We start from the raw sequence: 24,762 nt of genomic DNA, 5'->3' as shown, positions 1-24,762 counted from the left end.
TGTAGGAATGTTCGAACAAACGTTTAAAAATATTGATGATATCCTGTATAAGGATTCAGGAGCAGATAGCGAATTAGATTATATAGGACAGACTTCTTGGGTGATGTTCCTGAGGTATTTAGATAATTTAGAGCAAGACAAAGCAGATGAAGCCGCTTTAAGAGGTCAAGATTATACATTTATACTAGATGAAAAATACCGTTGGGCTAATTGGGCAATGCCTAAAGGAGCAGATGGTAAAGTAGATCATCATATAGCATTAACAGGACCAGACTTAGTACAGTTTGTAGATGGCGAGTTGTTCCCGTATTTAGCCAAGTTTAAGCAAACAGCAGAGAGTGCTCAAACAATAGAGTATAAAATAGGTGAGATCTTTTCAGAACTTAAAAATAAAATCCAAAGTGGGTATAATTTAAGAGAAATTCTGGAATATGCAGATGAATTGCCATTTCGTTCCTCTAAAGATAAACATGAGTTAAGCCACCTGTACGAGACCAAGATTAAAAACATGGGTAATGCAGGGCGTAATGGTGGGCAGTATTATACGCCTAGGCCTCTTATTAGAGCCATGATTAAGGTTGTTAATCCACAAATGGGTGAAACTGTTTACGATGGTGCAGCAGGATCTTGTGGCTTCTTATGTGAAGCTTATGAGTATATGTATGAGCGTATGGAAAAGTCTACTGATAATTTAAAAATATTACAGGAGGCTACTTTTTATGGTAAAGAAAAAAAGAATCTTGCTTATGTAATAGGTATAATGAATATGATATTGCATGGTATAGAAGCTCCAAATATTGTGCATACAAATACTCTAGGAGAGAGTATTAGAGATATACAGGAAAAGAATCGTTTTAATGTAATTTTGGCTAATCCACCATTTGGAGGTAAAGAACGTAAGGAGGTACAGCAAAACTTCGATATTAAAACAGGAGAAACAGCTTTCTTGTTTATGCAGCACTTTTTAAAGAGTTTAAAAACAGGTGGTCGTGCAGCTGTAGTTATTAAAAATACTGTTTTAAGTAATACAGACAATGCCTCTATTGCTTTACGTAAACTCTTATTAGAAAGTTGTAATCTGCATACCATTTTAGATATGCCAAGTGGTACATTTTTAGGAGCGGGCGTTAAAACGGTAGTGTTGTTTTTTGATAAGGGTGAACCTACTAAAAACATTTGGTACTACCAGTTAGATCCAGGGCGTAATATGGGTAAAACAAATCCTTTAAATGATAAGGATTTAGAGGTGTTTATAGAGCTTCAAAAGTCTAAACCAGAGACAGAACAGTCATGGAACTTAAAGGTTGCTGAAATAGACGATACCACTTACGACCTAAGTGTTAAAAACCCAAATACCCCTGAAGAAGAGCCATTACGTACCCCAGAAGTGATTTTAGCAGAAATGGAAGTTTTAGATGCAGAAACGAATACGATTTTACAATCTATTAAGGAGCTGATATGAGAGAGGGTTGGAAGTTAAAGAAATTTGAAGATATAATATCAGATACTTTAATTGGCGTTGTGAGGAATAATAAAGAGCAATCTCCTACTAATAAGTATAGATATTTCAAAATGAATAATATCAAGAATGATAATGGTATAAACGAAGATTCTTTTACTTATATTAATGCATCTGATGAAGAGGTTGAAAAATATAGTTTACATCAGGGAGATTTCCTATTTAATACGAGGAATAGCTATGAATTAGTAGGTAAGACATGTTTATATAATTCAAAAAGCACAGAGCTTACGTTGTTTAATAATAACATATTAAGAGTTAGATTTAAAAAGGAATTACTACCTGCGTTTGTTGCGTACGCTTTTTCTACAAAAGCAGTTTTTAGTGAATTAGAAAAAATGAAAAGTGGCACTACTAGTGTGGTAGGTATTTATTATAAATCACTTAAAAATCTGCAAATCCCCGTCCCTCCACTTCAAGAACAACAACACATCGTAGCTAGTTTAGATGAAGCCTTTGCAGTTATAGACCAAGCGAAAGCTAATATAGAACGAAATATAGAAAACGCTAAAGAGTTGTTTCAGTCTAAACTTAACCAAATCTTTAGCCAGACTGGAGACGGTTGGGAGGAGAAGAGTTTGGGGGAGGTTTGTGAAACAGGTGCAGGAGGAACACCCTTGAAAAGTTATAAGGAATATTACGAAAATGGTAATATCCCTTGGATTAGAAGTGGTGAGGTTAATAATAGAAATATAACTGAAAGTGAAATACGTATAACAGAATCTGGATTAAATAATTCTTCTGCAAAGCTATTTCCGCCAAGGACAGTTGTTATTGCAATGTATGGGGCTACTGCTGGCCAAGTTGGTATTTTAAACTTTGAATGTGCCACTAATCAAGCTGTATGTGGAATTTTACCAAATGATAATATTGTACCTGAATTTCTTTATTATTTCTTTTTGAAGTTTAAAGATGAACTAATAGCACAAGCTGTTGGTAATGCACAACCAAATATTTCACAAAAGAAGATTAAGGATACTATAATTCCTGTAATTTCTATTGAGAAACAAATTGAAATTGTAAATGACCTAGATTCATTTGATAATAAATTGAAACAATTACAGGACGCTTTCCAAAAGAAAAAATCCAACCTAGAAGAACTAAAAAAATCCCTATTACAAAAGGCTTTTACAGGGGAGTTAACTAATAAAGAAGAATTGGTTTGATAATAAGACACAAAGACCTATTTATACCTACAGAAAAAGACGGAGATCCATTCGAGAACTGTAAGCTAGGCAGAAAAAAGTATGCAGAAGTCTTAACATCTATCGTGGAGTCTTATGCAGATGGTTTTGTGTTGGCTGTAAATAACCCTTGGGGAGAAGGTAAGTCTACATTTATTAAAATGTGGTGTCAGCAATTAAAAAATAAAGAGTTTCAAACCCTATATTTTAATGCCTGGGAGAACGATTTTCAGGAAGATGTTTTAATCGCCTTGCTAGCAGAGTTAGGGGTTTTAAAAGATACTAAGGATGAAGCTAAGTTTAAAAAGGTACTTGAAAAAGCAACACCTTTAATTAAAAACGTTGGAGTTGGGTTATTAAAAGGTCTGTCTAAAAAAGCTGGTTTAGAAGAAGCCGTACAAGCAATGTTTGAAGGAGTTGTAGAAGCAACTGTAAATGGACTTGAAAATGAAATAGAATCTTATACTACTCGTAAAAGAGGTATTGAAGATTTTAAAAACTCTTTAAAGGAATTTGTAGATGCAGTAGATAATGAAAAACCCATTGTGTTTTTTATAGACGAATTAGATAGATGCCGTCCTAATTACGCGGTGCAGATATTAGAGCAAATTAAACATTTATTTTCGGTTGAAGGTATTGTATTTGTATTGTCTATAGATAAAGAGCAATTAGGTCATGCTGTGCGCGGTGTTTATGGTAGTGATTTAATAGATGCTAACGAATATTTAAGACGTTTTATAGATGTTGAATTTTCGTTACCTAAGTCGAGTACAAAAGATATTGTTAAGTATTTTTATGAGTATTTTGACTTTGGAAGCTATTTCAACAATTCGGAACGTAGAAGGAATGATTTTGCTTCTGAAAAGGAAAATTTTATTAAATTTTCTGAGATTCTGTTTAGATCAGATAATATTGCTATTAGGGAGATAGAAAAGATTTTTGTCCATGCTAGGTTAAGTTTGAGAACGCATCCCCATAAAAGTTATGTGTTTCCTGGAATGTTTTTATTTCTTATTTACATTAAATCTAAGAACTCAGTTTTTTTTAATTCTATTCTTGCTAAAAAATACACTACTCAAAATCTAATAATAGAACTTGAAAAAATGTTTCCTTCTAGTGTTACATCAAGGGGAGAAATTGACGTCGTTACTTTAATGTTGATACAAATAGCGTTAAGCTATAATGATTATTACTTCCCTGAAGATAGATTAGGTAAAAAAATTTATGAGGAAGTAGAAAGGAATATTTATCAATTAACAATTGATATTAGCCTAGATGATTCAGTTAATAAAGAACGTTCAAATAAGATGCTACGGTATATTGACTCAATGTTCGGTTTTCACACTGCTGATTTTGATTATATGATTAATAAGATTCAATTGTTAGATAATTTAATTACTTAGTATGAATGAATCTCAAACCAAACATGATTTAATAGACCCAGCCTTAAAAGAAGCTGGTTGGGGTGTTGTAGAAGGTAGTCGTATAAGGCTGGAATTTCCTATTACTAAAGGACGTTTAATAGGTCAAAATAGGCGTTCTAAGCCACTTTTTGCAGATTATGTATTAGAGTATAAAAACAGGCGTTTAGCTGTAATAGAGGCTAAGAAAAGAGGTAGTTATTATACAGAGGGTTTGGGGCAAGCTAAGGATTATGCAGAGCGTTTAAATATAAGGTTTACGTATGCTACCAATGGGCTTAAAATATATGGAGTAGACGTTCATCAGGGTATAGAGGGAGATGTGTCTAAATATCCTTCTCCAGATGAGTTATGGGAGATGACCTTTCCAACTCCAAAGGAAGATTATAAAATTGAAATTGAAGACTGGAAAAGGCGATTATTTGCAGTGCCTTTCGAAGATAGAAGTGGTACATGGCAACCTCGTTATTATCAGAATAATGCCATTACAAAGGTTTTAGATGCAGTTGCAGAGAAGAAAACCAGAATATTATTGACATTAGCAACAGGGACTGGTAAGACAGCTATATCGTTTCAAATAGCATGGAAGCTATTTCATGCAAAATGGAATCTTAAACGCGATGGTTCTCGTAGTCCTAGAATCCTCTTTTTGGCAGATAGGAATATTTTGGCAGATCAGGCTTTTAACTCGTTTAATGCTTTTGAGGAAGATGCTTTAGTTCGTATTGCACCTTCAGAAATTAAGAAAAAGAAACGTGTGCCTAAAAATGGTAGTATCTTCTTTACCATTTTTCAGACCTTTATGTCTGGACCAGATAATTCTCCTTATTTTGGTGAATATCCAAAAGATTTTTTTGATTTTATAATTATTGACGAGTGTCATCGTGGAGGAGCTAGGGATGAGAGTTCATGGAGAGCCATTTTAGAGTATTTTGAGCCAGCAGTTCAACTTGGGTTAACAGCAACACCAAAACGAGATGTGAACGGAGATACTTATGCTTATTTTGGCGATCCTGTATATATTTATTCTTTAAAATCTGGTATAAATGATGGGTTTTTAACACCATTTAAGGTTAAAGAAATAAGTACAACTATAGATTCATATAGGTTTACTGATGATGATGATATAGAGTCTGGAGAGATAGATACGGAGAAAGAGTATACAGAGACTGATTTTAATAGAATTATAGAGATTAGAGAGCGTGAGACATATCGTGTTAAGCTGTTTATGGATGAAATTAATCAGAATCAAAAAACATTAGTGTTTTGTGCAACTCAAGACCACGCAGCTGCTGTTCGAGATCTAATTAATCAATTTTCTTATTCTAAGAACCTTAATTATTGCTGTCGTGTAACAGCTAACGATGGTAAAATAGGAGAACAGCATTTAAGGGATTTTCAGGATAATGAAAAAAATATTCCTACCATTCTTACTACATCACAAAAATTAAGTACAGGTGTGGATGCTCCAGAAATTAGAAACATTGTTTTGATGCGCCCAGTTAATTCCATGATTGAGTTTAAGCAAATTGTTGGAAGAGGTACACGTTTGTTTGATGGAAAGGATTATTTTACAATTTATGATTTTGTTGGTGCTCATAACCATTTTCAGGATCCTGAATGGGATGGAGAGCCAGTAGATCCAGTCGAACCAACTCCAAGAGCAGGTGGTGGAGGAAGAAATGCATGTAATAACTGTGGTCAAATAATCTGTCAATGCCCTGATGAATTAGACTTTGTTTGTGATGTTTGTGAGAATGATCCTTGTGTTTGTGAAGTAGAACCTGTGCAGATGATAAAAGTTAGGCTGTCAACTTCTAAGGCTTTAGAAATAGATCATATGATAAAGACTAGTTTTTGGAGTCCTGAAGGAGTGCCAATATCAGCTACAGAGTTTATACAAACCTTGTATGGAGATATTCCAAGTCTATTTAAAAATGAAGAGGAACTAACACGTATTTGGAGTTTGCCAGATACAAGAAAGAAATTGATAGAAGCTTTATCAGAAAAAGGATATTCATCTAGTCAGATTCATGAATTAAAAAAAATAATACATGGAGAGCAAAGTGATTTATATGATGTTTTAATACATATTGCCTATCAAAAAGAATTAGTGCCAAGAGAGGAAAGAGCGCAAAGAGCTCGTATTCATTTTAATGGATACAGTCCAGCTCAGCAGGAGTTTTTGAATTTCGTTTTAGATCAATATGTAAAATCTGGAGTGCAGGAATTAGATGATGATAAGTTAGGAGATTTATTAATTCTTAAATATCAAGGCATAGCTGATGCTAAGCAACAGTTAGGAGACATCCCTCTTATAAGAAATACTTTTATAGGATTTCAAGAATATTTATATGGAGGAGCAGCTAGCTAATCAATAACCACAATAATTATGAAGAAAATCTACTCTATTTTAATTTTTACCCTATTAACTGGATATTATGGATTCTCGCAGTCCATTAGTTGTCAGGAGTTGTATGAAATTGTTACAACCAAATATGATACAAATAGTTCTGTAACTTGTTTTGGATCTAGTATGCTAGTAAAAGCAACTTATTATACCTTAGATGGAACAGGGTTTGTAGTAGCATATATTAAAAAGAATGAATATGATTTCTCAGGGAGTCCTTATATTTTCTGTGGAATATCTAATTATACGTGGATCCAATTTAGTTCAGAAGGTATGACAGGTTCATGGGGGGAAGCGTTTCATAACTACATTCGAAATAGTGTGTGTAACTGTAATTAGTAAATAAATTTAAAAAAGGTATACAATTCGGTATCCTATATAAAATTTTAAGGTATACCTATATAATATGTATAGGTAATACCTCGAAATAAGGATGTTGATTAAATTGAAAAAATGTTTTAAATGGAATTTTGTAGGGCATACAAAATAAGCTTGAAAGCCTCTGAAAATCTAGAATAAAAAAGTTTGCAGAAGCAAAAAAGGATTGTATATTTGCACTCGCAAAAGCAAACACTCCTCCTTAGCTCAGTTGGTTAGAGCATTTGACTGTTAATCAAAGGGTCCTTGGTTCGAGCCCAAGAGGGGGAGCAAGCTTACAGAAAGCCTTTCAGAAATGAGAGGCTTTTTTTTGTGGTTATTGCTGGAACTTTTCTGATTAGAGCATTTTAAAGCGCGTATATTTCTTTATTATGCCACGATAAACATTCTGGCGAGGGATACCATTTTATATTACTAGGGAGGGAGATTTGCTTACCTTCAAATTGAGAAATGGAGTAAACAGAATCATTTTCTAAAATAGTCGGGGAAACGCGAACTATGTAATCTTTATTAATTGTTATTAATCCCCTGTCAAAAGCTCTATGAAGATTCGGAGAAAGAGAAATGCCATTAGGAATAGTATCGTCCCTAGAAATACTAAAAGGCATAATATGACAGGCGTCTATCATTTGGGCATTGGTACTACTTAAGACTTTCATGTCTGAAATGCAGCAGGAGTAATTATATATTTTGGGAATCGTTTTTTTGAAAAGACCACCTCTGACAAAAAGTTCTTCTTCGAATGCATTATCATCCAATTTAGTTCTTAGTTCATTTAGATGATTTTGGTATTCTGCACGTTCTTCATTTAAAATTTGATGTTCAATATGTGATTCAAATGTGTTTTCCGTATTTGCATAAAAATTATACTGAGTGAAAGGGAAGTACTTGTTTAAAAGGATTTCCAATAAATATGTAAAGCTTGTAGGGTTTACAAGGACATCAAAAAGTGCTTTATCTATTTCTGCAAAGGCCAAGGTTTCATTTAAATTTTTAAAACTCTTTATACTTTTTGAGCGGGTTAGGGAAAGGTTTTGCCCCAGTTTTGTTACCAAATGCCAAAAGGGTTCACTGCGCATATGAAAAAAGGGTAATGCGAAATTAGGTGTGTGTCCAGAATCAACTAGTTTTTTCCAGTTGTTTTTAAATGCTAAGATTAAATCTGAAGTAATGTAGATTCTGTTGGAAGTAATTTCTCCATTTCTTATCAATTCAAGTACCGAAATAATAAGGATCGGTTTATGCGGAGCCTTTCCGAGTCCTTTGGAATATCCTCTTTTTAAGGTTTCGAATTCAGTAGAATATTTAGCTACAATTTGGTCGTTCATTGTAGCTAATATAATTCTTATTTATGCTATTATTTTGCCCTTTTAAAAATAATTTTCAAAACCTGATACAAGTCATATTTATACTCGAGGACGGCCCGTATCTTTGTATCAGCATAATATTAAACAGGTTTGGTTGTGTTAATAGTCGACAAAATCAAATCATTATTTTGAAAGCCTTTTTATAGGAGTAGCGCATATCCTATAAAATTGATTGCACATAGTTTTCTAAATACTATTTTTTTTTAACCTTCAGCTTTGCGGACAATCAAAGCTGAAGGTTTTTTTATTACCATAATTGTCCTTAAAAGTTTAAGGCAATTTTACCGCGGATGTAAAATGGTGTTCCCGGTGTAAAGTGAATTTCGTCTACAGGTTCGGTTTCGTTAAATAAACGGCTTTCTGTGGCGAACTGGGTTTCGTTCCATTCGGTATTAAACAGGTTTTCTATAATAATGCTATAAGTCCAGTTGTTCCATTTGTAATTTATAGTGGCATCGGTAACAAAATAGCCTTCTGCAACTATAGAATCGTCTTCGTTGGCCGGACGATCGTCTACATAGCGGTATTGAATACCTCCTGAAAAACGCCCTAAGTTATCTATTACAAGGCCTCCGGCCGAGGTAAAGTCTGGCGCTAATGGTATGTAGTTTTCGCCATCAGGATCGTCTATGCTTCGACCGTGAGCATAATTAAAGTTGGCATAAGCATAAAGCCAGTCCAGAGCCTGGTAACGTGCGCCAATATCTATTCCTAAACGTCTGGTTTTACCACTGGGCTCTACAACCGCGGCATCGCCAACATACACGAATTCCTGTTCCAGATATAAATACCACAAGGCGGCATTAAGGGCCAGACGAGATGCAGGTTTAAAGATTGTTCCTAAATCTGCGCCATAAGCCTTAGGTAAGGTTTTAAGGTCGGGACTCGTGGCTACAACGCGGCTGTCGTTGGAGTGGAATCCCATGCCTGTTTTAAAGAATAACTGCAGGTTGGGATTTACGCTGAAAATGGTATTGAATTTTGGGCTAAGGCGTAGCTGGGTTTCGCTGGTGTTGTCGTACGTTGTGCTAAGCTTGTTGTAATAATCGAATTTAAAGTAATCTAATCGCACCGAAGGATTAAATTTCCATGCTCCGGTCTGGAATTCGGTATTAATATAAGTGTAGGAATTTACTTCATCTACATCACCAAGCGCCAGATAATTCAAGGTGGTTTGTCTGTTTAGCGTATGCGATAGCTCAACATCGTCAATATTATCGTATCTGAATCCAATCCCGGCCTGATATTTAAAGCTGGTGTTTGTGCCTAGTGCAATATTACGATGCTCGTATTGCGTGCTTGCTCCACCTATAAGTCGGTTTTCTTTTTGCTTAATTTGGTCGCCGTTAACTGGGTCTTCAAGGAAATATGTGAAATTAGAAAACAGCTCGAAATTGTACTGCGATACGTATGCTGAACTGGTAACCACACGGTTTTCGTCCAGGGTTTTGGTATGATTTACGAGGACATTCATTCTGCTGGTTTGTCCGCCTTCGGTATCGTCTATAGCGCCAAAACGGTCTATGGTACCATTGTCGACTGCACGTTGCGGAATCTGCCCCGAAGCATCCCATTTACTCTGAAAATACGAGGTGCTGATGTTTAATTCCTGATTTCCGTTTAGTTTATAGTTGTATTTTCCTAAAATATTAAAACGGTTAAAGTCCTGTGGTGAATCGAATGGTCCGTCGGTAAGGTATAATTCAGAGGCAATGTAAGCCTTACTCGTGTTGTTATCAAGAACATTAAACGTACCCACAAGTCTGTTGGTGTTGAATTGTCCTGCTTCTACCGATGCGTAATTGCTGTCCAGAGTCTTCTTTAACTGCAGATTTACATAGCCTGCTGTATTAAAGTTCCCTACATTACTGTAGTATGGACCTTTGCCGAATTTAATATGGTCTATGGTTTCCGGAATTACAAAATGAAGATCGGAATACCCCTGACCATGAGCATGAGAAACCATATTTACCGGCAGGCCGTCTACAGACAGGCTGATGTCGGTACCGTGGTCTACATCGAAACCTCTTAAGAAGATCTGTTCTGCCTTTCCTCCACCGGCATGCTGACCGATAATTAGTCCCGGAACTTTTCTAAGAATTTCCTGCGACGATTTTACAGGATCTGTTTTTACGTTTACATCTACCAGTTTGCTCAATGCATCAACTTCGGCAACCAAAACTACCTGATCTAAAGACAGGTTTGCAGTCTGCATTTGCAGGGAGATGCCCTGATCTAAATCGCTTTGCGAGATTTTTATCAGTTTAGGTTCAAATCCTAAGCGCGACAGGTAAATGCTGTCGTTAGCCTGCGTTTGGTGTAAGATAAATATCCCATTACCATCGGTATGGGTGTGGCGTTGGGTGGTTTTATTAAAAATACTTACCTCTTCTATCGGGTTTTTGTCGGTATCGGTAATACTGCCCTTTAATTCCTGGGCATAGGGTATGCCGCTAATCAGCAATAGCATTGCTGTTAAAAATTGTTTCATTTTAAAAGTTTACTTTTTAAAGTTTTAAAGGTATTTTGTTGTGCTGCATTTTATGCTGAAAATTGAATATACAGCAGGTGTTCAGACGTTTATTTAAAATGAAATAAGCCTGAAAATAAAATGCGTTTTTATGTTATGAAACAACTCTGGGAGGTGGGTTAAGTGTAGAATGGAAACTGGAATACCAGGATAGAGTATCGGGCCAGATGTTCTGTGTGTTGTCTGATAAAAATATTGAATTCCCGTATTGAAAAGTACTTATAAAATGTTTATCCAGTTCCAGTTTTAATACAGATTCTTTAGGATCTTCATGTTCGTCGGAGGAATTGAAAACCTTACTGAAAAGCGAAATGTATTCATGTGAATGGGGTACCTCTGTTTTTTTGGTATTCAGCTCTTTGTGATGTGCTCTTTGTTGTTCTTTCTCAGAACTTATGTGGTTGCCAAAGGCATCATGCTCATGATGTACGTAAAAGGATGTTTTATGGCTTTTAGGTAATTTAATTGACTGTAGAATGTGCGATATTTGGTGGAGTGCATTAAAAACAGGGGTTTTAAGTGGCGCAATCAGATAGCAGAGGGCCAGAATAAGGGTAAACCCTTTAATAAGGTTGGTTTTTAAATGCGGTTTTTGTTTCAATTAAAGTTGAAAATAGGTGCTAAATGTAAAGATAAAAATACTTTTAGCTTCTATTTTAAAAGTATAAAATATAAAGCAAAGATGTAACCGAAACAAATACCCATAAAATTACAGCAAAAAGCATGGGTTTAATACCGGTCTGTTTTATGTCGTTTAACGATAAGGTAGACCCTACTAAAAATAAGGTTGCAACCAGCAGGTGTTTCGAAAGAAGTACGATAGAGTTGCTGAAGCTTTGTGGCAGAATCTGATAACTGTTTGCAAAAATAGCAATTATAAAAAACAGGATAAAAAACGGAAACTTAATGCCTTGTCCTTTCGATTTAAAGAGTATCATAGATAAGGCCGAGAGCGGAATAATCCATAGGGTACGCGATAGTTTTACGGTTGTTGCTATTTGTAGGGCTTCGTTTCCATAGGTCAGGGAAGCACCTACAACAGAGCTGGTGTCGTGAATGGCTACAGCAGACCAGAGGCCAAACTGCTGCTGACTAAGATGAAATAAATGTCCAAGTGGCGGAAACAGAATTAAGGCTATGGCATTTAGAAAAAATACAGCGCCTAAGGCAATGGAAATGGTTTTTGTGTCGGCTCGTATTATCGGAGAAATAGCAGCTATAGCACTGCCACCGCAGATTGAAGTTCCCGAAGTAATTAAATGTCCCAGTGTTTTATCAAGGTGTAAATACCGTGCTAACAGGATGCCAAAACTTAGAGTGAGCACAATGCAAAATAGGGTAAGACCAAAGCTGGATATACCTGTTTTTATGGTATCCGTAAGTGTCATGCCAAATCCCAGTCCTACCACAGCCAGTTTTAAAAGCACTTGAATGCTTCGTTCGCTTGCCGATAAAAACGGATGTTTAAACCACAGCGAGAATATAAAACCTAAGCCTAAAGCCACAGGACTGGATATTAGTCCTAACAGAGCAGCGGCCAGAACGGCAAAAAAATATAATTTGGCTAATAGCGGTTTCATGGTTGTAAATATACGTCAACCCTGGAAATAATGGTTGCAGTCTAATTTCGGGTTGTTCGGGTAATAAGTGTATAAACATAAAATCGGTCTGAAATACATTTCAAACCGATTTTAAATGGTATTATTTTATGTTATACTTAGTAAAGCTTTTGAATATTTGTAATATGTGCCGCGTTAATAACGTCGTCGTAATTACTGGTGTCTACCTGATTAATATAATCGGCAGGAACCACAACCACTCTGAAATACTGATTTTGAGTCCAGCTGGAATCCAGAGTACTTAAATCGAAGGTGGCATCCATAAAAATACTGAAATCAACATCGGTAAAATCGTAGTTATAACTTAATACACCTTGATCGAAAAGCGCGGTTTGCGGTAGTAAACGCCAGACTTCCTGTCCTGAATTTGTTGTTTCCCAGGAAATATAGATGAGTACTACATCAGAAGGGTAAATATCGAATCCGTAGTTTTGGGTTATCGCGTAATTATTTGCATTATTAAAATCGACTTCAATTTCAAAAGCAGGAGCGACTTCACCGTCAATTCCAGGAGGTCCCTGGTCGCCTTCGCAAGAGGCAAAACTAAAGCTTAGTGCTAAACAAAATAAGGTTAAAAAATATCTCATAGTTTCAATGTTTTAAACGCGCAGGGCGTTGTAGTTTTTATTTAAAAATAACATTTAAATACCGAAGCAACAACTTTTTGTTGAAATAGCGCTGCGGTTTGTGCGTTGTGAATGCGGACTGGTTTTACAGATAAAGTTCAGCTTCAGGGTACTATTACTCTTGATTTTTTATTTGTATCTGGGAGCAAGTTGAGTTAGCATATCTTTGGTAATGGCTTCCAGATTATACTGATGGCTCCAGTTCCAATCGCTTCGGGCCTGAGAATCGTCAATACTTTTAGGCCAGCTGTCGGCGATGCCCTGTCTGAAATCCGGTATGTAACTTATGTTAAATTCCGGAAGGTGTTTTTGTATTTCTTTAGCAACATCCTGAGGTGTAAAACTTATGGCGGCCAGATTATAAGAAGAGCGTATGTGCAATGTTTTTGAGTCGGACTCCATGAGGTTAATGGTGGCAGATATGGCATCTTCCATGTACATCATGGGTAATTTGGTGTTTGCGGTTAAAAAGCATTCGTAATGTCCATCACTCAGGGCTTTATGGTAAATGTCTACGGCATAATCGGTAGTGCCGCCTCCGGGCAAGGTTTTCCAACTGATAATGCCCGGGTAACGCAGGCTGCGTACATCAACTTTATAACGGTTAAAATAGTATTCACACCAGCGCTCGCCGACTTGTTTTGTAATGCCGTAAACCGTCGATGGTTCCATAACGGTGTGTTGTGGCGTATTTTCTTTTGGGGTTGTGGGGCCAAAAACGGCTATACTCGAAGGCCAGAAAATATGTTTTATAACACCCGATTTTGCCAGATTTAAAACATGAAATAAGGATTGCGTGTTGAGGTCCCACGCTTTTAGTGGAAATTTTTCGCTCGTGGCGCTTAACATGGCAGCCATAAGATAAACGGTTTTTACTTTATGTTTTTCAATACAAAGTGCCAAAGCCTTGAAATCCTGAGCGTCTAAGATTTCAAAAATACCCGAATTTACCACTTCTGCATTATTATAACTAATATCACTAGCAATTATGTTTTCATCGCCATACATTTGTCGTAACTTAAATGTTAGTTCGGAACCAATCTGGCCACATGCGCCAATAATTAAAATTTTTGGTTTCATTAGAGGATATATTAGGTGTCATATAAAAATAGGAATAATTTGTGGTTAAATGGTGTTTGGTATACCTCACAGACTATTTTGTAAGTGTTTTATTTTAATTGTTTTAAGGTGAAGAAAATTCTTGTCGTATTTAGCTGTTTAGTGGTTTTGGGGTGTAATTCCAAATCAGAGCAAAAGGTTGAGGTAGAACCTGTGGAATTGTCTGCAGAGGTGCTAAAGTCTGATATTGCTAAATTAAAGTATAGTGATTACAGTCTGGATGCGAAAGCGGAAGATGCACTTGCAGCCTGGGATAAGTATCACGCTTTGGTTTCAACCATAGAACATTTAAAATCAGGAGATATATCTTTCTTTAAAAACGAAGCCAAGGAGTTAATTACTTTTATCAGAGAGTTAAAAACAAGTATGCCCGAGGTGGTGCAAACACCGGCGATAGATGCTCGTATACTGACACTGGAGACCAAAGTACTGAAACTGCAAAGTGTACTGGAATTGCAAAATATGCCGGAAGCTGAGCAGATTCAGGCTATAAAAGAAGTATTGCTAGCCTTTTCAAATTTAAATCTTCAAATCAATAAAAAGTTCGAAAAAGAAACTCAGAATATAGCGAAACCCGAGTAGTTATAATTTAGAAGTTTAGACTTGTTTTCGGGTCGGATAAGATATATTTGAAATATTTTCTTTCAAATTTCAGAATTAAATAAAAATTTAACTAGTTTTTTGTTTATTTCGTCGTACTATAATGTTTTTAGTTAGGTTAAGTAACTATAATTCAGTAACTTTATTTGGATACTAAAATTGAATATTATGGGCATTAAAAGTTTTCAAGGGGCTAGGCGACAGCAGCAAAAAGAGGTAGAATATATTCCTGTAAGAGTTCGTGATTATATGTCTACCGAATTAATCACATTTAAACCGGAACAAACGGTCGAGGATGTTATTCATACATTAATTACGCATAAAATTTCCGGAGGACCGGTTGTAAACGATAATTACGAACTGGTAGGAATGATTTCGGAAGGAGACTGTTTAAAGCAAATAAGCGATTGCCGGTATTACAATATGCCTATGGGGCAGCATAAAGTGGAAGGACGTATGATTAAAGATGTGCAAACCATAGACGGCAATATGAATATTTTTGATGCAGCCAATAAGTTTTTAGAATCCAAACGCCGCCGTTTTCCTATAGTCGTAGATGGGAAATTAGTAGGGCAGGTGAGTCAGAAAGATATTTTAAAGGCAGCATTAAAACTAAAAGGGCAAAACTGGAAATAAGTATCATTCGCTTCGGCGAACCAATGCCACATAATCCCCATCAAGCGGTAAATAGCCTTGATTGTAAACAAAATAATACATAGTGCCTGCTTTGGTGGTGTAAATACTCGTAAACAGGCTAAAATCGAAGCCCAGCGTATCCAGTTTTAATTTTGTGGTTTTGGTTTTCTGCTCCGGATTTAAAGTCTCCAGTATGCGCCAGTTTTTTCGTAGCTTATTGTTGGTATTCCTTATATAGTTTTTAGCGTCCTTATTTATTGTGTTATTATAGGCATTTCGGCAGTAATCGCTGCAAAATTTCTTATCGCTACGTCCGTTTATGGTGTCATGGCAGTGTAAACAGGTTTTACTCATAATTGGAAACGGTTGCTAAAATAGTTTGGATACTCCAATCTGCAACGCCCAGGAGTCGTATTCGTTTACTCTTATATCGTAGCCCACCGAGGTTCCAAATTCAAATTCATTGGGTAATTCCAAACTGTATTCAACTTCGGCACGAATTAAAAATAAGTTTTCTTCGCAGGTAAATTCTTCACCTATTCCCAGCATGTATGTAAAATGTTTTCCAGGTTTGTACAACATCATTATCGCTGGAGCTATGGGGGTTTTACGTTCCAGAATTTTATCCTCCCCAGATCCGTTCCATTGTTCAACTTCAAAGTCTTCTAAAACCATATCGGTATGCAGACCAAAAGCCCAGCGTTCGTTAAACCAGTAATTATAGTTTAAACTAATCATTGGTAATGCAAGCCATTTTTTGTTACCATTACTATGGCCCTGACTTATATGCGCATGGCCTAACATAAAACCTATCTGGTGGTGTTTTATTTCAGTTTCTTCATCAAAAACCGATTTAGTTTCGTCTTCCTGAGCATATATTATAGTGCAGGGCAGGACTAAAAGGAATAAAAGTACGATTGTGGTTTTCATAAAATGTTGGTTTTCAGTAAAGTTAGTTAAATAAAGGGAGATTGAAGCTATACTTTATTGCGCTTTGGCGTTTAATAAAACCATTTTATCGTTTTTAAATGACTACAAACGTTTACAAACGACTACAAACGTATTTAAATGGTTTTTAACCGGTTAACTGATTTTAGTTTTTAAACCTTTGTATAGTCTTTAATAGACAAGGTATTAACTGTTTAACATTAAATTACATTATTATGAGCACACTAAGAAACAAAGTACAGTTGATTGGAAATTTAGGAAATAACCCTGAAATCGTTACCATGGAATCAGGAAAGGTATTGGCAAAATTTTCTATAGCAACAAACGAAAGTTATAGAAACAGCAAGGGGGAAAAAATTACAGACACGCAATGGCATACGGTGGTTGCCTGGGGGCACAATGCAAAATTGGCCGAATCATATCTGGTAAAAGGTAAAGAAATTGCTTTAGAAGGAAAATTAACGTCCAGAAGCTTTGATACGAAAAACGGAGAAAAGCGCTATGTAACAGAAATTGTCTGCGATCAAATTGTATTGCTGGGGAAATAGATTTTAATTAAAATTTCGGAAATTTAAAATAGCGGTTGGCCTTATTGCGGCGGACCGCTTTTTTTACGACGTCTTTTCTGGTAAATTTTAAAGAGCATAAAAATGGTGAACAAAATTAAAATGGGTAATATTATAACAAGGTCAAATCGTATGATGGCATCGTCTTGAGAATTGGCCCAATTCATGAATAAAATTTCCCAGATTATGAAAATTAACCAACATAGAGATAAGATTATTATGGATCGTTTTTTACGCATGACTGAAATTTTATTTTATGCAAACGTTGTAAAAGTGGAGTGAAAAAATATTTGCTTTTTATTTGTTTTGTGTAATATGTTGATTGTCAGGATTTTGGATTAAATTTTATGTAGGTTATAGATTACATTTCTTCGGTATTTTTTAATTTTTGGCACTAAATCATGCTTATTTTTAATGAAATTGATGATTTGCCTACAATAATGAATTAAAGTTTTGATATCATTTAAATTTACATAAAAATTATTAATGTATGCTAAGCTTTTGGCTAACCTTTAGTATTTTTATAGAAATTTAAGAAGAAAATTAGAGATGTCAGTAAAACCAAAATTAACTCGATTTAATCAGAACGTATTATCGAAGTATCAGATCTATAACAGCATCTTCATGACCCTGCCGTTTGACTCCATTACAAAAACGGGAGTGTTATTACCACTGTTTCATGAAACCTGTAAAAAGGGCTTTGAGAGCGGAGATGATCCAACAACAATTGTAGAAACTTTTTTTAAGAAATATCAGGCAAGGCGATCGAAGGAGAGTCAGTTAAACCTGTTATTCCGTATTATACAATATATAGAACGTCAGGTTGTATTATTTGATGCGATAGAAGACGCAGCTTTCCCTGTTGTAAACAATATGGAAGGTATTGGTACCCTTCGTAGTTTAAAGGAAATGGCATCGTCTGGTCGTAAAAAAGAAGAATTAAAAAAATATCTTGAAGAGTTTAAAGTGCGTATCGTACTTACAGCGCACCCAACCCAGTTTTATCCGGGGTCGGTTCTTGGTATTATTACCAACTTAACAGAAGCGATTCAGGAAGACGATTTAACCAGAATAAACGATTTACTTGCGCAGTTAGGTAAAACACCGTTCTATAAGCATAAAAAGCCAACACCTTACGATGAGGCGATTAGTTTAATCTGGTATCTGGAAAATGTATTCTACTATTCTTTCGGAACTATTTACGATTATATTCAGCAAAACATCTTCGATAACGAAGAAATAGATAACAGTATTCTTAATATCGGTTTCTGGCCAGGAGGAGATCGTGACGGAAATCCGTTTGTAACTCCTGAGATTACTCTTAAAGTAGCTCAAAGGCTAAAACAAACCGTTTTAAAGAATTATTATCGCGATGCCCGACGTCTTAGACGTAAATTAACTTTTAAGGGCGTAGAAGAGCGTATAGTGGCTATAGAGACTAAATTGTGGAATCACATGATTAATCCTACCGACACATCTATACTTCCATTATCTGAGTTGGTAAGCGAATTACACGCGATTAAGCACCTTCTGGAAACCGAGCACCAGTCGCTTTATTTAAGTGAAATTAACAGTTATATCAATAAAGTGAAACTTTTTGGTTATCATTTTGCAAATCTGGATATCCGTCAGGATAGTCGAGCGCACGATAAAGTGTTTACGCAAATGGTTGAAGGGGTTATTGCTTCAGGAAGCGATATTTTCCCTAAAAATTTCTTAGAGCTTTCAGAAAAAGAACAAGTTGAAATTTTATCTAATGTAAAAGGTAAAGTTGACCTGTCAATTTTTGAAGATGAAGAAGTCTTAAAAGCTTTAAATACCATGAAGGTTATTAAAGACATTCAGGAAGCTAATGGCGAGCAGGCTGCCAACCGATATATTATTAGTAACAACCAGACAACGCTAAATGTTATGCAGTTGTTTGCCATGTTAAAACTTGTGGCCTTCCACGACGATTTAACAGTAGATATAGGGCCGTTATTCGAAACGGTACCGGATCTTGAAAATGCTCACCTGGTAATGGAAGAGTTATATACTAATCCTGCTTATAGTGCGCATTTAAAGAAAAGAGGAAACCGACAAACCATTATGTTGGGATTCTCTGACGGAACAAAAGACGGTGGATACTTAATGGCGAACTGGGCGATATTCCAGGCCAAAGAACGCTTAACGGAAATCTCCAGAAAATACGATGTTACCGTAATATTCTTTGATGGTCGTGGAGGACCTCCTGCACGTGGTGGAGGAAAAACACACCAGTTCTACGCTTCACTTGGTCCAACAATTGAAGATAAAGAAGTGCAGTTAACAATTCAGGGGCAAACCATTAGTTCTAATTTCGGAACCTTAGATTCGTCTCAGTATAACTTGGAACAGTTATTAAGTTCGGGGATTTTAAACCGTTTAAACGAGAAGAATAATGTAATGAGTGCAGAAAATACAGCCGTAATGGATGATCTCGCAGGCATTAGTTATAAAACTTACGTTGACTTTAAAAACCACCCGATGTTCGTGCCGTATTTAGAGCGTATGAGTACGCTTAAGTATTACGCGAAAACCAATATTGGTAGTAGACCTTCGAAACGTGGTAAGGGTGACGGCTTGGTATTTGCTGACCTGAGAGCAATTCCGTTTGTAGGTTCATGGAGTCAGTTAAAACAAAACGTTCCGGGATTCTTCGGCGTAGGTACAGCTTTAAAGACCTATGAAGATGCTGGTGAGTTTGATAAAGTAATGCAGTTGTATAACGATTCAAACTTCTTTAAAACCTTAATTGCCAACAGTATGATGTCCTTATCTAAATCGTTCTTCGATTTAACAAAATATATGGCAGACGACCCTGAGTTTGGCGCATTCTGGAAAATTATTTATACAGAATTTGAAACCACTAAGCGCTTATTACTGAAGCTAACAGGCTTTAAAACCTTAATGGAAGATGAGCCGGCAGGAAAGGCGTCTATCGATATCAGAGAATCTATTGTACTGCCGTTATTAACCATACAGCAATACGCTTTAAGAAAGATTCAGGAACTTGAAAAAGCAGAAGTAAGAGATGAAGAACAGATTAAAATTTATGAAACTTTAGTTACGCGTTCTTTATTCGGAAATATTAACGCCAGTCGTAATTCGGCGTAAATCGTTAGTTAAATATGCTGAAAAGCCTCTAAATGTACATTTAGAGGCTTTTTTTATGCTACCTTTTTAAGTAAATCGAAACACGGGCATTTCTTGCAACGCTTCTTTTCCGATTTCTGATACTTTTCGCAACATTTGGTTTTACATTTACCGGCAATAGGAAGTTCTATGCCCTGTTTCTGTAGCTCCTTTTTTGCTTTTTTAAGTTCCTTCTTTTTGTCTTTTTTCTTGCCCAAAACCTATCTGTTGAGTTGCTTAGGCATCAAAAATAATTATTTTTACTTAATCTAAATAAGATTAAATGTTAAAACTTATTCCGGGCTAATATTTGCTGCGGTGCTTACGGTAAGTTGGTTAATATCACGATCAAACAGGTATAAGCCACCTTTATCGTCACCTATCAAATTAATTTTATCCAGTATGGTTCGTGCCATAGCCTCTTCTTCAATTTGTTCAGAAACATACCATTGTAAGAAATTGTGTGTGGCGTAGTCTTTTTGTTCTAAAGTAATATGTACCAGTTCGTTTATACTTTCACTAACAAAGGTTTCGTGTTCGTAAAGCATTTCAAACATGTCTTTAAACGATTTAAAAGTTACATTTGGAGCTTTTAATTCCGAAACTTGGGCATGACCTCCACGTTCGTTTACAAAACGTACCAGTTTTAACATGTGTTCCCGTTCTTCGTCCGATTGTTTATACATAAATGCAGCAACGCCTTCCAGTCCTTTTACCTCGGCCCAGCAGGCCATAGCTAAGTAAATCTGTGAGGATTCGGCTTCTATTCTAATTTGCTTATTTAAAGCCTTTTCTATAATTTTTGATAACATAATCTTTCTTTTTTAACAAAGTTATAGAGAAAAGGTATAGCTTTTAAATTAAAAAATCTAAGATTTTCTGTTTTTAAGCGTTTTGTAAATCGGGATTTGTTTGGTAATAAACGTAATACGAATCCCGGCTAGTAGGATGAACCCGCCTATTACCATTTGTAAAGTTATTTTTTCGTCTAAAAAGATCCAGGCTAGGATAGATGCCAGGACAGCCTGACCTAAAAGACTTACAGAAACGCGGGTGGCACGCATATGTTTTGTGGCATAACTTATAAGCACCCAGGCTAAAAGCTGGCATACCAGCCCCTGAATAACGAGAACAAACCAGCCCATATTTGAAAAGCCGGAAAAGGCTTCTCCCATGGCTAAATTAATCAGACCTAAAGATAAGGTTGAGGCTATTAAGCTAATGCTCATAAAAGTCAGAACCTCGGTCTCTTCCAAAACGTATTTACTGGTTAGCATATAAACGGAATACAACATACCCGAAAGGACAGCAAACATAAAAGCGAGGTCGAAATTCAGTGACACAAAAAACTCAAAGCCGACCAAAGTTACCATTCCAAAAAGAGCTACAATAGTTCCAACCCAGAAATTGGGTAACGGCTTATCTTTTAAAAATAAAAAGGCGCCAATGCCGACCCATACCGGAGATAAATTGGTTAACAAAGTGGCCTGAGTGGCTGATGATTCCTGAATGGCAATATTCCAGACCCCGACATCAAGACCAAATATTAATCCGCATAAAGCCGAGAGTCCAATCATTTTAAGCGAAGGCATTTTTAGTTTTCCTGTAATTAAAACAAAAGGTAAAATTACAGCCGAAGCAAAGGCCATTCTGTAAAATGCAGAGATTAATCCCGGCGATAAATTCAGGCGAACCAATACAGGAAATATAGAAATACAAATAACGCCTATGGCTAGAGCTAGTCTTGGTTTTGTCATGACCCTTCAATTTAAAAAGCGCGCAAAAGTACGCTTTTCTTTTCGAAGTTTTTGACTTCTATACGTCTGAAATTTAAAAAACTATCTCTTTTTTATTTGGAATGTAATTTCAACTGAATACGCTTTCGTTCTGTATCTACATCCAGCACTTTTACAATAATTTGCTGGTGAAGATTAACGTGCTCGTTCACGTCGCTTACAAAGGTGTCCGCCAGGTTCGATACGTGTATAAGTCCGCTTTCTTTAATGCCTATATCAACAAAACAACCAAAATTCGTAATATTATTTACGATTCCGGGAAGGAGCTGTCCTGCTCTCAAATCGTTAATGGTTTTAATATCCTGATTAAAGGTGAATACTTTGGCTTGTTCGCGAATGTCTAATCCCGGTTTTTCCAGTTCTTTAATAATGTCTTCCAGAGTTGGTAATCCTACGGTGTCTGTACAATAGCGTTTAAGGTCTATGGTTTTTAAAACAGCGGTATTTCCAATTAAGGCATCAACGGTATTACCGGTGTCTTTAGCCATTTGTTTTACAATATCGTAGCGTTCAGGATGAACAGCGGAATCATCCAGAGGATTTTTAGCTGCTTTTATACGCAGGAATGCCGCACCCTGTTCAAAGGCTTTATCACCCAAACGCGGTACTTTTTTTATGGCAGTTCGCGAGGGGAATGGGCCGTGTTCAGAGCGATAATTTACAATATTCTCGGCCAGTTTCAGTCCGATACCCGAAACATAACTTAATAACGAGGTACTGGCAGTGTTGATGTTTACACCTACTGCATTTACACAATTTTCAACAACAGCATCTAAAGATTGCTTTAATTTAGGCTGGTCTACATCGTGCTGATATTGTCCGACTCCAATCGATTTTGCTTCAATTTTAACTAGTTCCGCCAGCGGATCCTGTAAACGACGACCTATCGATACAGCGCCACGAACGGTTACATCGTAATCCGGGAATTCTTCGCGAGCAATTTTAGAAGCTGAATAAATAGATGCTCCGGCTTCGCTCACTACAAAGACCTGGATATCGGTTTTAAATCTTATTTTACGAATGACCTGTTCCGTCTCCCGGGAAGCGGTACCGTTACCTATTGCTATGGCTTCAATTTTATAGGCTTCAACCAGAGAACTTATTTTCTTTATGGCTCCGGTAGTGTCGTTTTTAGGCGGATGCGGATAAATGGTTTCGTTGTATTTTAAATTGCCTTGAGCATCAAGACACACCAGTTTACATCCGGTTCTGAATCCGGGGTCGATGGCCAGAATTCGTTTTTCGCCTAAAGGAGATCCTAAAAGTAATTGTTTTAAATTTTTTGCAAAAACCTGAATGGCCGATTCGTCTGCTTTCTCCCGGGCAATTTGTAAGGCTTCGTTAGTTAATGCAGGAAGTAGGAGCCTTTTGTAAGCGTCCTGTATGGCTGTTTTTATATGTTCGGCACAGGCATTATTGGAGCGTATAATTCTGCTTTCTGCTTTCTGTAACACTGTTTCATCGTCAATTTCAATTTTGAGTCGGATATAGCCTTCTTTTTCGGCGCGTAAAATGGCGAGAAGTCGGTGAGACGGAATACGACTGAGGTTTTCTGACCAGTCGAAATAATCTCTGAATTTCTGCGCTTTTTCATCTTCAGTTTTTGTTTTTACCACTTTGGTGGCAATACTGGCAAAGCGTTGCAGCTGATATCTGATATTGTTTCTGATGTCTGTACGTTCGTTAATCCACTCGGCTATGATATGTCTGGCGCCTTCCAATGCGTCTTCTGTAGTAGTGATATCATTTTTCAGAAATTTGAAAGCTACGGTATCTAAGTCCTGAGCATTCTGGCTCATTATAATTTTAGCCAGTGGTTCCAGTCCCGCCTGTCGGGCTTTTTCCGCTTTGGTTTTTCTACTTTTCTTAAACGGCAGATAAAGGTCCTCAAGCGTAATTAAATCGGAGGTCCTTTCAATTTTTTGTTGTAGTTCCGGAGTTAAAACCTCCTGTTCTTCCAGCGCTTTTAATATAGTTGCTTTTCGCTTTTCAAGGACTTCAAATGCTTCTTTATGCTTTAATATTTCGGCAATCTGTACCTCGTCCAGATTTCCTGTTAATTCTTTTCGGTATCGGGATATAAACGGAATGGTACAATCTTCATTAAGTAAATTTATCGTGTTTTGTACTCCGGCTTTTGGTAAGCCTGTTTGCGAAATTATGTAGTGTAATGCCTGCATTAGTGTTTCTGAAATAAAGTGTAAATGTAAGGACGTTCGCCGCCAAACGGATTAATAAAGGTGTAATTAAAACTGGAGATCAATGTAAAATCCGGACTGAGTTTTAACTGCAGATCTTCGGTGCTGTAGCGTTTCACAGGTAAAGCACAGCAGGTTTCGGCACCATTCAGCGCAAAAACAGCAATAAGAGCAAAACCTTGTGGTTTTACCAGCGTGTTTAAAAGTTTAAAATAAGCATCCTGCTCGTGGTGTTCATTAAAAAAATGAAGTACAGCGCGATCTATCCATAAATCTACCGGTGCTATATTATTCAGAATCTTTGGGTTGGAAAGGTCGTCTTCGATACAGGTGATATTTTGCTGGTATTGGGTTTTAATACGGGTTTCCAGCGACTCCAAAGCAGCCGGGCTTATGTCATTTGCCAGAATCGATGTAAACCCCTGAGCTATTAAAGCGTCTATTAAGGTTGTGGTTCCTGCTCCCACATTTAAAAGTCGAGCATCCGGGCCAAGCTGGGTTTTTTCGATAAGGTTTAAGGTAGGACTTAAGTCGGTTTCGTACCAGCCTAAGGCTTCGTCTTTTTTTGTTTTATAAACTTGGTCCCAATGCGATTTGTAGGTTGCGTGTTCTTCCATTTTAAAAGAAATTAAAAGACCTCGTCAAAATAAATTTGAGAGGTCTTTTGTTAAAAGGATCTGAGGCAAAAAGGT

21 protein-coding genes and 1 tRNA gene are annotated in these 24,762 nt (G+C 36.6%); 9 read left to right on the top strand and 13 right to left on the bottom strand.

Annotated features, from left to right (window positions below):
* Positions 1 to 7 precede the first annotated feature (7 nt).
* From I3217_RS12280 to I3217_RS12260, 5 genes are all read left to right on the top strand, one after another.
* Positions 8 to 1,462: an N-6 DNA methylase gene (locus I3217_RS12280; RefSeq protein ID WP_435050056.1), complete on the top strand. Its 1,455-nt coding sequence runs from the start codon at positions 8 to 10 to the stop codon at positions 1,460 to 1,462.
* A complete protein-coding gene (locus I3217_RS12275; protein WP_435050055.1) occupies positions 1,459 to 2,685 on the top strand; it encodes a restriction endonuclease subunit S in 1,227 nt (408 codons plus the stop codon). The genes I3217_RS12280 and I3217_RS12275 overlap by 4 nt, the downstream gene beginning before the upstream one ends.
* Complete coding sequence (locus I3217_RS12270) at positions 2,682 to 4,106, top strand: KAP family P-loop NTPase fold protein (protein WP_435050054.1); 1,425 nt, start codon at positions 2,682 to 2,684, stop codon at positions 4,104 to 4,106. The genes I3217_RS12275 and I3217_RS12270 overlap by 4 nt, the downstream gene beginning before the upstream one ends.
* A 1-nt stretch (position 4,107) precedes the next feature.
* A complete protein-coding gene (gene hsdR, locus I3217_RS12265; RefSeq protein WP_435050053.1) occupies positions 4,108 to 6,498 on the top strand; it encodes an EcoAI/FtnUII family type I restriction enzme subunit R in 2,391 nt (796 codons plus the stop codon).
* A 610-nt stretch (positions 6,499 to 7,108) separates the two neighbouring features.
* Positions 7,109 to 7,182 (top strand) — tRNA-Asn (locus I3217_RS12260).
* A 77-nt stretch (positions 7,183 to 7,259) separates the two neighbouring features.
* On the opposite strand, the gene I3217_RS12255 is transcribed toward I3217_RS12260, so the two are convergent.
* The 6 genes from I3217_RS12255 to I3217_RS12230 form a co-directional block, all read right to left on the bottom strand.
* Positions 7,260 to 8,240 (bottom strand): HNH endonuclease, encoded by a 981-nt coding sequence (locus I3217_RS12255; RefSeq protein WP_435050052.1) that lies wholly within the window; start codon positions 8,238 to 8,240, stop codon positions 7,260 to 7,262.
* Positions 8,241 to 8,541: 301 nt separating this feature from the next.
* The gene (locus I3217_RS12250) at positions 8,542 to 10,770 is read right to left on the bottom strand and encodes a TonB-dependent receptor (protein WP_435050051.1); all 2,229 of its coding nucleotides are present in this window, start codon (positions 10,768 to 10,770) and stop codon (positions 8,542 to 8,544) included.
* A 133-nt stretch (positions 10,771 to 10,903) separates the two neighbouring features.
* Positions 10,904 to 11,410 (bottom strand): hypothetical protein, encoded by a 507-nt coding sequence (locus tag I3217_RS12245; protein WP_435050050.1) that lies wholly within the window; start codon positions 11,408 to 11,410, stop codon positions 10,904 to 10,906.
* A 55-nt stretch (positions 11,411 to 11,465) separates the two neighbouring features.
* Complete coding sequence (locus I3217_RS12240; RefSeq protein WP_435050049.1) at positions 11,466 to 12,389, bottom strand: YeiH family protein; 924 nt, start codon at positions 12,387 to 12,389, stop codon at positions 11,466 to 11,468.
* A 137-nt stretch (positions 12,390 to 12,526) separates the two neighbouring features.
* A complete protein-coding gene (locus I3217_RS12235) occupies positions 12,527 to 13,015 on the bottom strand; it encodes a hypothetical protein (RefSeq protein WP_435050048.1) in 489 nt (162 codons plus the stop codon).
* A gap of 168 nt (positions 13,016 to 13,183) precedes the next feature.
* Positions 13,184 to 14,134: an NAD-dependent epimerase/dehydratase family protein gene (locus I3217_RS12230; protein WP_435050047.1), complete on the bottom strand. Its 951-nt coding sequence runs from the start codon at positions 14,132 to 14,134 to the stop codon at positions 13,184 to 13,186.
* Positions 14,135 to 14,242: 108 nt separating this feature from the next.
* Here I3217_RS12230 and I3217_RS12225 point away from each other — a divergent pair, with 108 nt between their 5' ends.
* Positions 14,243 to 14,755 carry a hypothetical protein gene (locus I3217_RS12225; protein WP_435050046.1) on the top strand — a complete coding sequence of 171 codons (513 nt, stop codon included), beginning with the start codon at positions 14,243 to 14,245 and terminating at the stop codon, positions 14,753 to 14,755.
* A 186-nt stretch (positions 14,756 to 14,941) separates the two neighbouring features.
* Entirely contained in the window at positions 14,942 to 15,409 is a 468-nt protein-coding gene (locus I3217_RS12220) for a CBS domain-containing protein (protein WP_435050045.1), read from the top strand.
* Between the two features lie 3 nt (positions 15,410 to 15,412).
* Here I3217_RS12220 and I3217_RS12215 read toward each other — a convergent pair whose 3' ends face one another.
* Together I3217_RS12215 and I3217_RS12210 are read right to left on the bottom strand one after the other, a co-directional pair.
* Positions 15,413 to 15,763, bottom strand: coding sequence for a hypothetical protein (locus tag I3217_RS12215; protein WP_435050044.1), 351 nt, complete (start codon positions 15,761 to 15,763; stop codon positions 15,413 to 15,415).
* Between the two features lie 15 nt (positions 15,764 to 15,778).
* Positions 15,779 to 16,339 carry a hypothetical protein gene (locus I3217_RS12210; RefSeq protein ID WP_435050043.1) on the bottom strand — a complete coding sequence of 187 codons (561 nt, stop codon included), beginning with the start codon at positions 16,337 to 16,339 and terminating at the stop codon, positions 15,779 to 15,781.
* Positions 16,340 to 16,572: 233 nt separating this feature from the next.
* On the opposite strand from I3217_RS12210, the gene I3217_RS12205 reads away from it, so the two are divergent.
* On the top strand, positions 16,573 to 16,905 hold the full coding sequence (locus tag I3217_RS12205; protein ID WP_435050042.1) for a single-stranded DNA-binding protein: 333 nt from the start codon (positions 16,573 to 16,575) through the stop codon (positions 16,903 to 16,905).
* A gap of 567 nt (positions 16,906 to 17,472) precedes the next feature.
* The gene (locus I3217_RS12200) at positions 17,473 to 20,058 is read left to right on the top strand and encodes a phosphoenolpyruvate carboxylase (protein ID WP_435050041.1); all 2,586 of its coding nucleotides are present in this window, start codon (positions 17,473 to 17,475) and stop codon (positions 20,056 to 20,058) included.
* Between the two features lie 53 nt (positions 20,059 to 20,111).
* Here the strand turns inward: I3217_RS12200 and I3217_RS12195 are convergent, their stop codons facing one another.
* From I3217_RS12195 to I3217_RS12175, 5 genes are all read right to left on the bottom strand, one after another.
* Positions 20,112 to 20,294, bottom strand: coding sequence for a hypothetical protein (locus tag I3217_RS12195; protein ID WP_435050040.1), 183 nt, complete (start codon positions 20,292 to 20,294; stop codon positions 20,112 to 20,114).
* A 75-nt stretch (positions 20,295 to 20,369) separates the two neighbouring features.
* Positions 20,370 to 20,888 carry a ferritin gene (locus I3217_RS12190; RefSeq protein WP_435050039.1) on the bottom strand — a complete coding sequence of 173 codons (519 nt, stop codon included), beginning with the start codon at positions 20,886 to 20,888 and terminating at the stop codon, positions 20,370 to 20,372.
* 57 nt (positions 20,889 to 20,945) lie between these two features.
* Positions 20,946 to 21,833, bottom strand: coding sequence for a DMT family transporter (locus I3217_RS12185; RefSeq protein ID WP_435050038.1), 888 nt, complete (start codon positions 21,831 to 21,833; stop codon positions 20,946 to 20,948).
* A gap of 92 nt (positions 21,834 to 21,925) precedes the next feature.
* Positions 21,926 to 24,052 (bottom strand): Tex family protein, encoded by a 2,127-nt coding sequence (locus I3217_RS12180; protein WP_435050037.1) that lies wholly within the window; start codon positions 24,050 to 24,052, stop codon positions 21,926 to 21,928.
* On the bottom strand, positions 24,052 to 24,687 hold the full coding sequence (locus I3217_RS12175; RefSeq protein ID WP_435050036.1) for a class I SAM-dependent methyltransferase: 636 nt from the start codon (positions 24,685 to 24,687) through the stop codon (positions 24,052 to 24,054). Before I3217_RS12175 ends, I3217_RS12180 begins: the two co-directional genes overlap by 1 nt.
* Positions 24,688 to 24,762: the final 75 nt, after the last annotated feature.

Origin of the sequence: Formosa sp. S-31, from assembly GCF_051172795.1 — a bacterium.
Taxonomy (GTDB): domain Bacteria; phylum Bacteroidota; class Bacteroidia; order Flavobacteriales; family Flavobacteriaceae; genus Formosa.
This window is presented reverse-complemented; position numbering and strand designations above follow the sequence as displayed.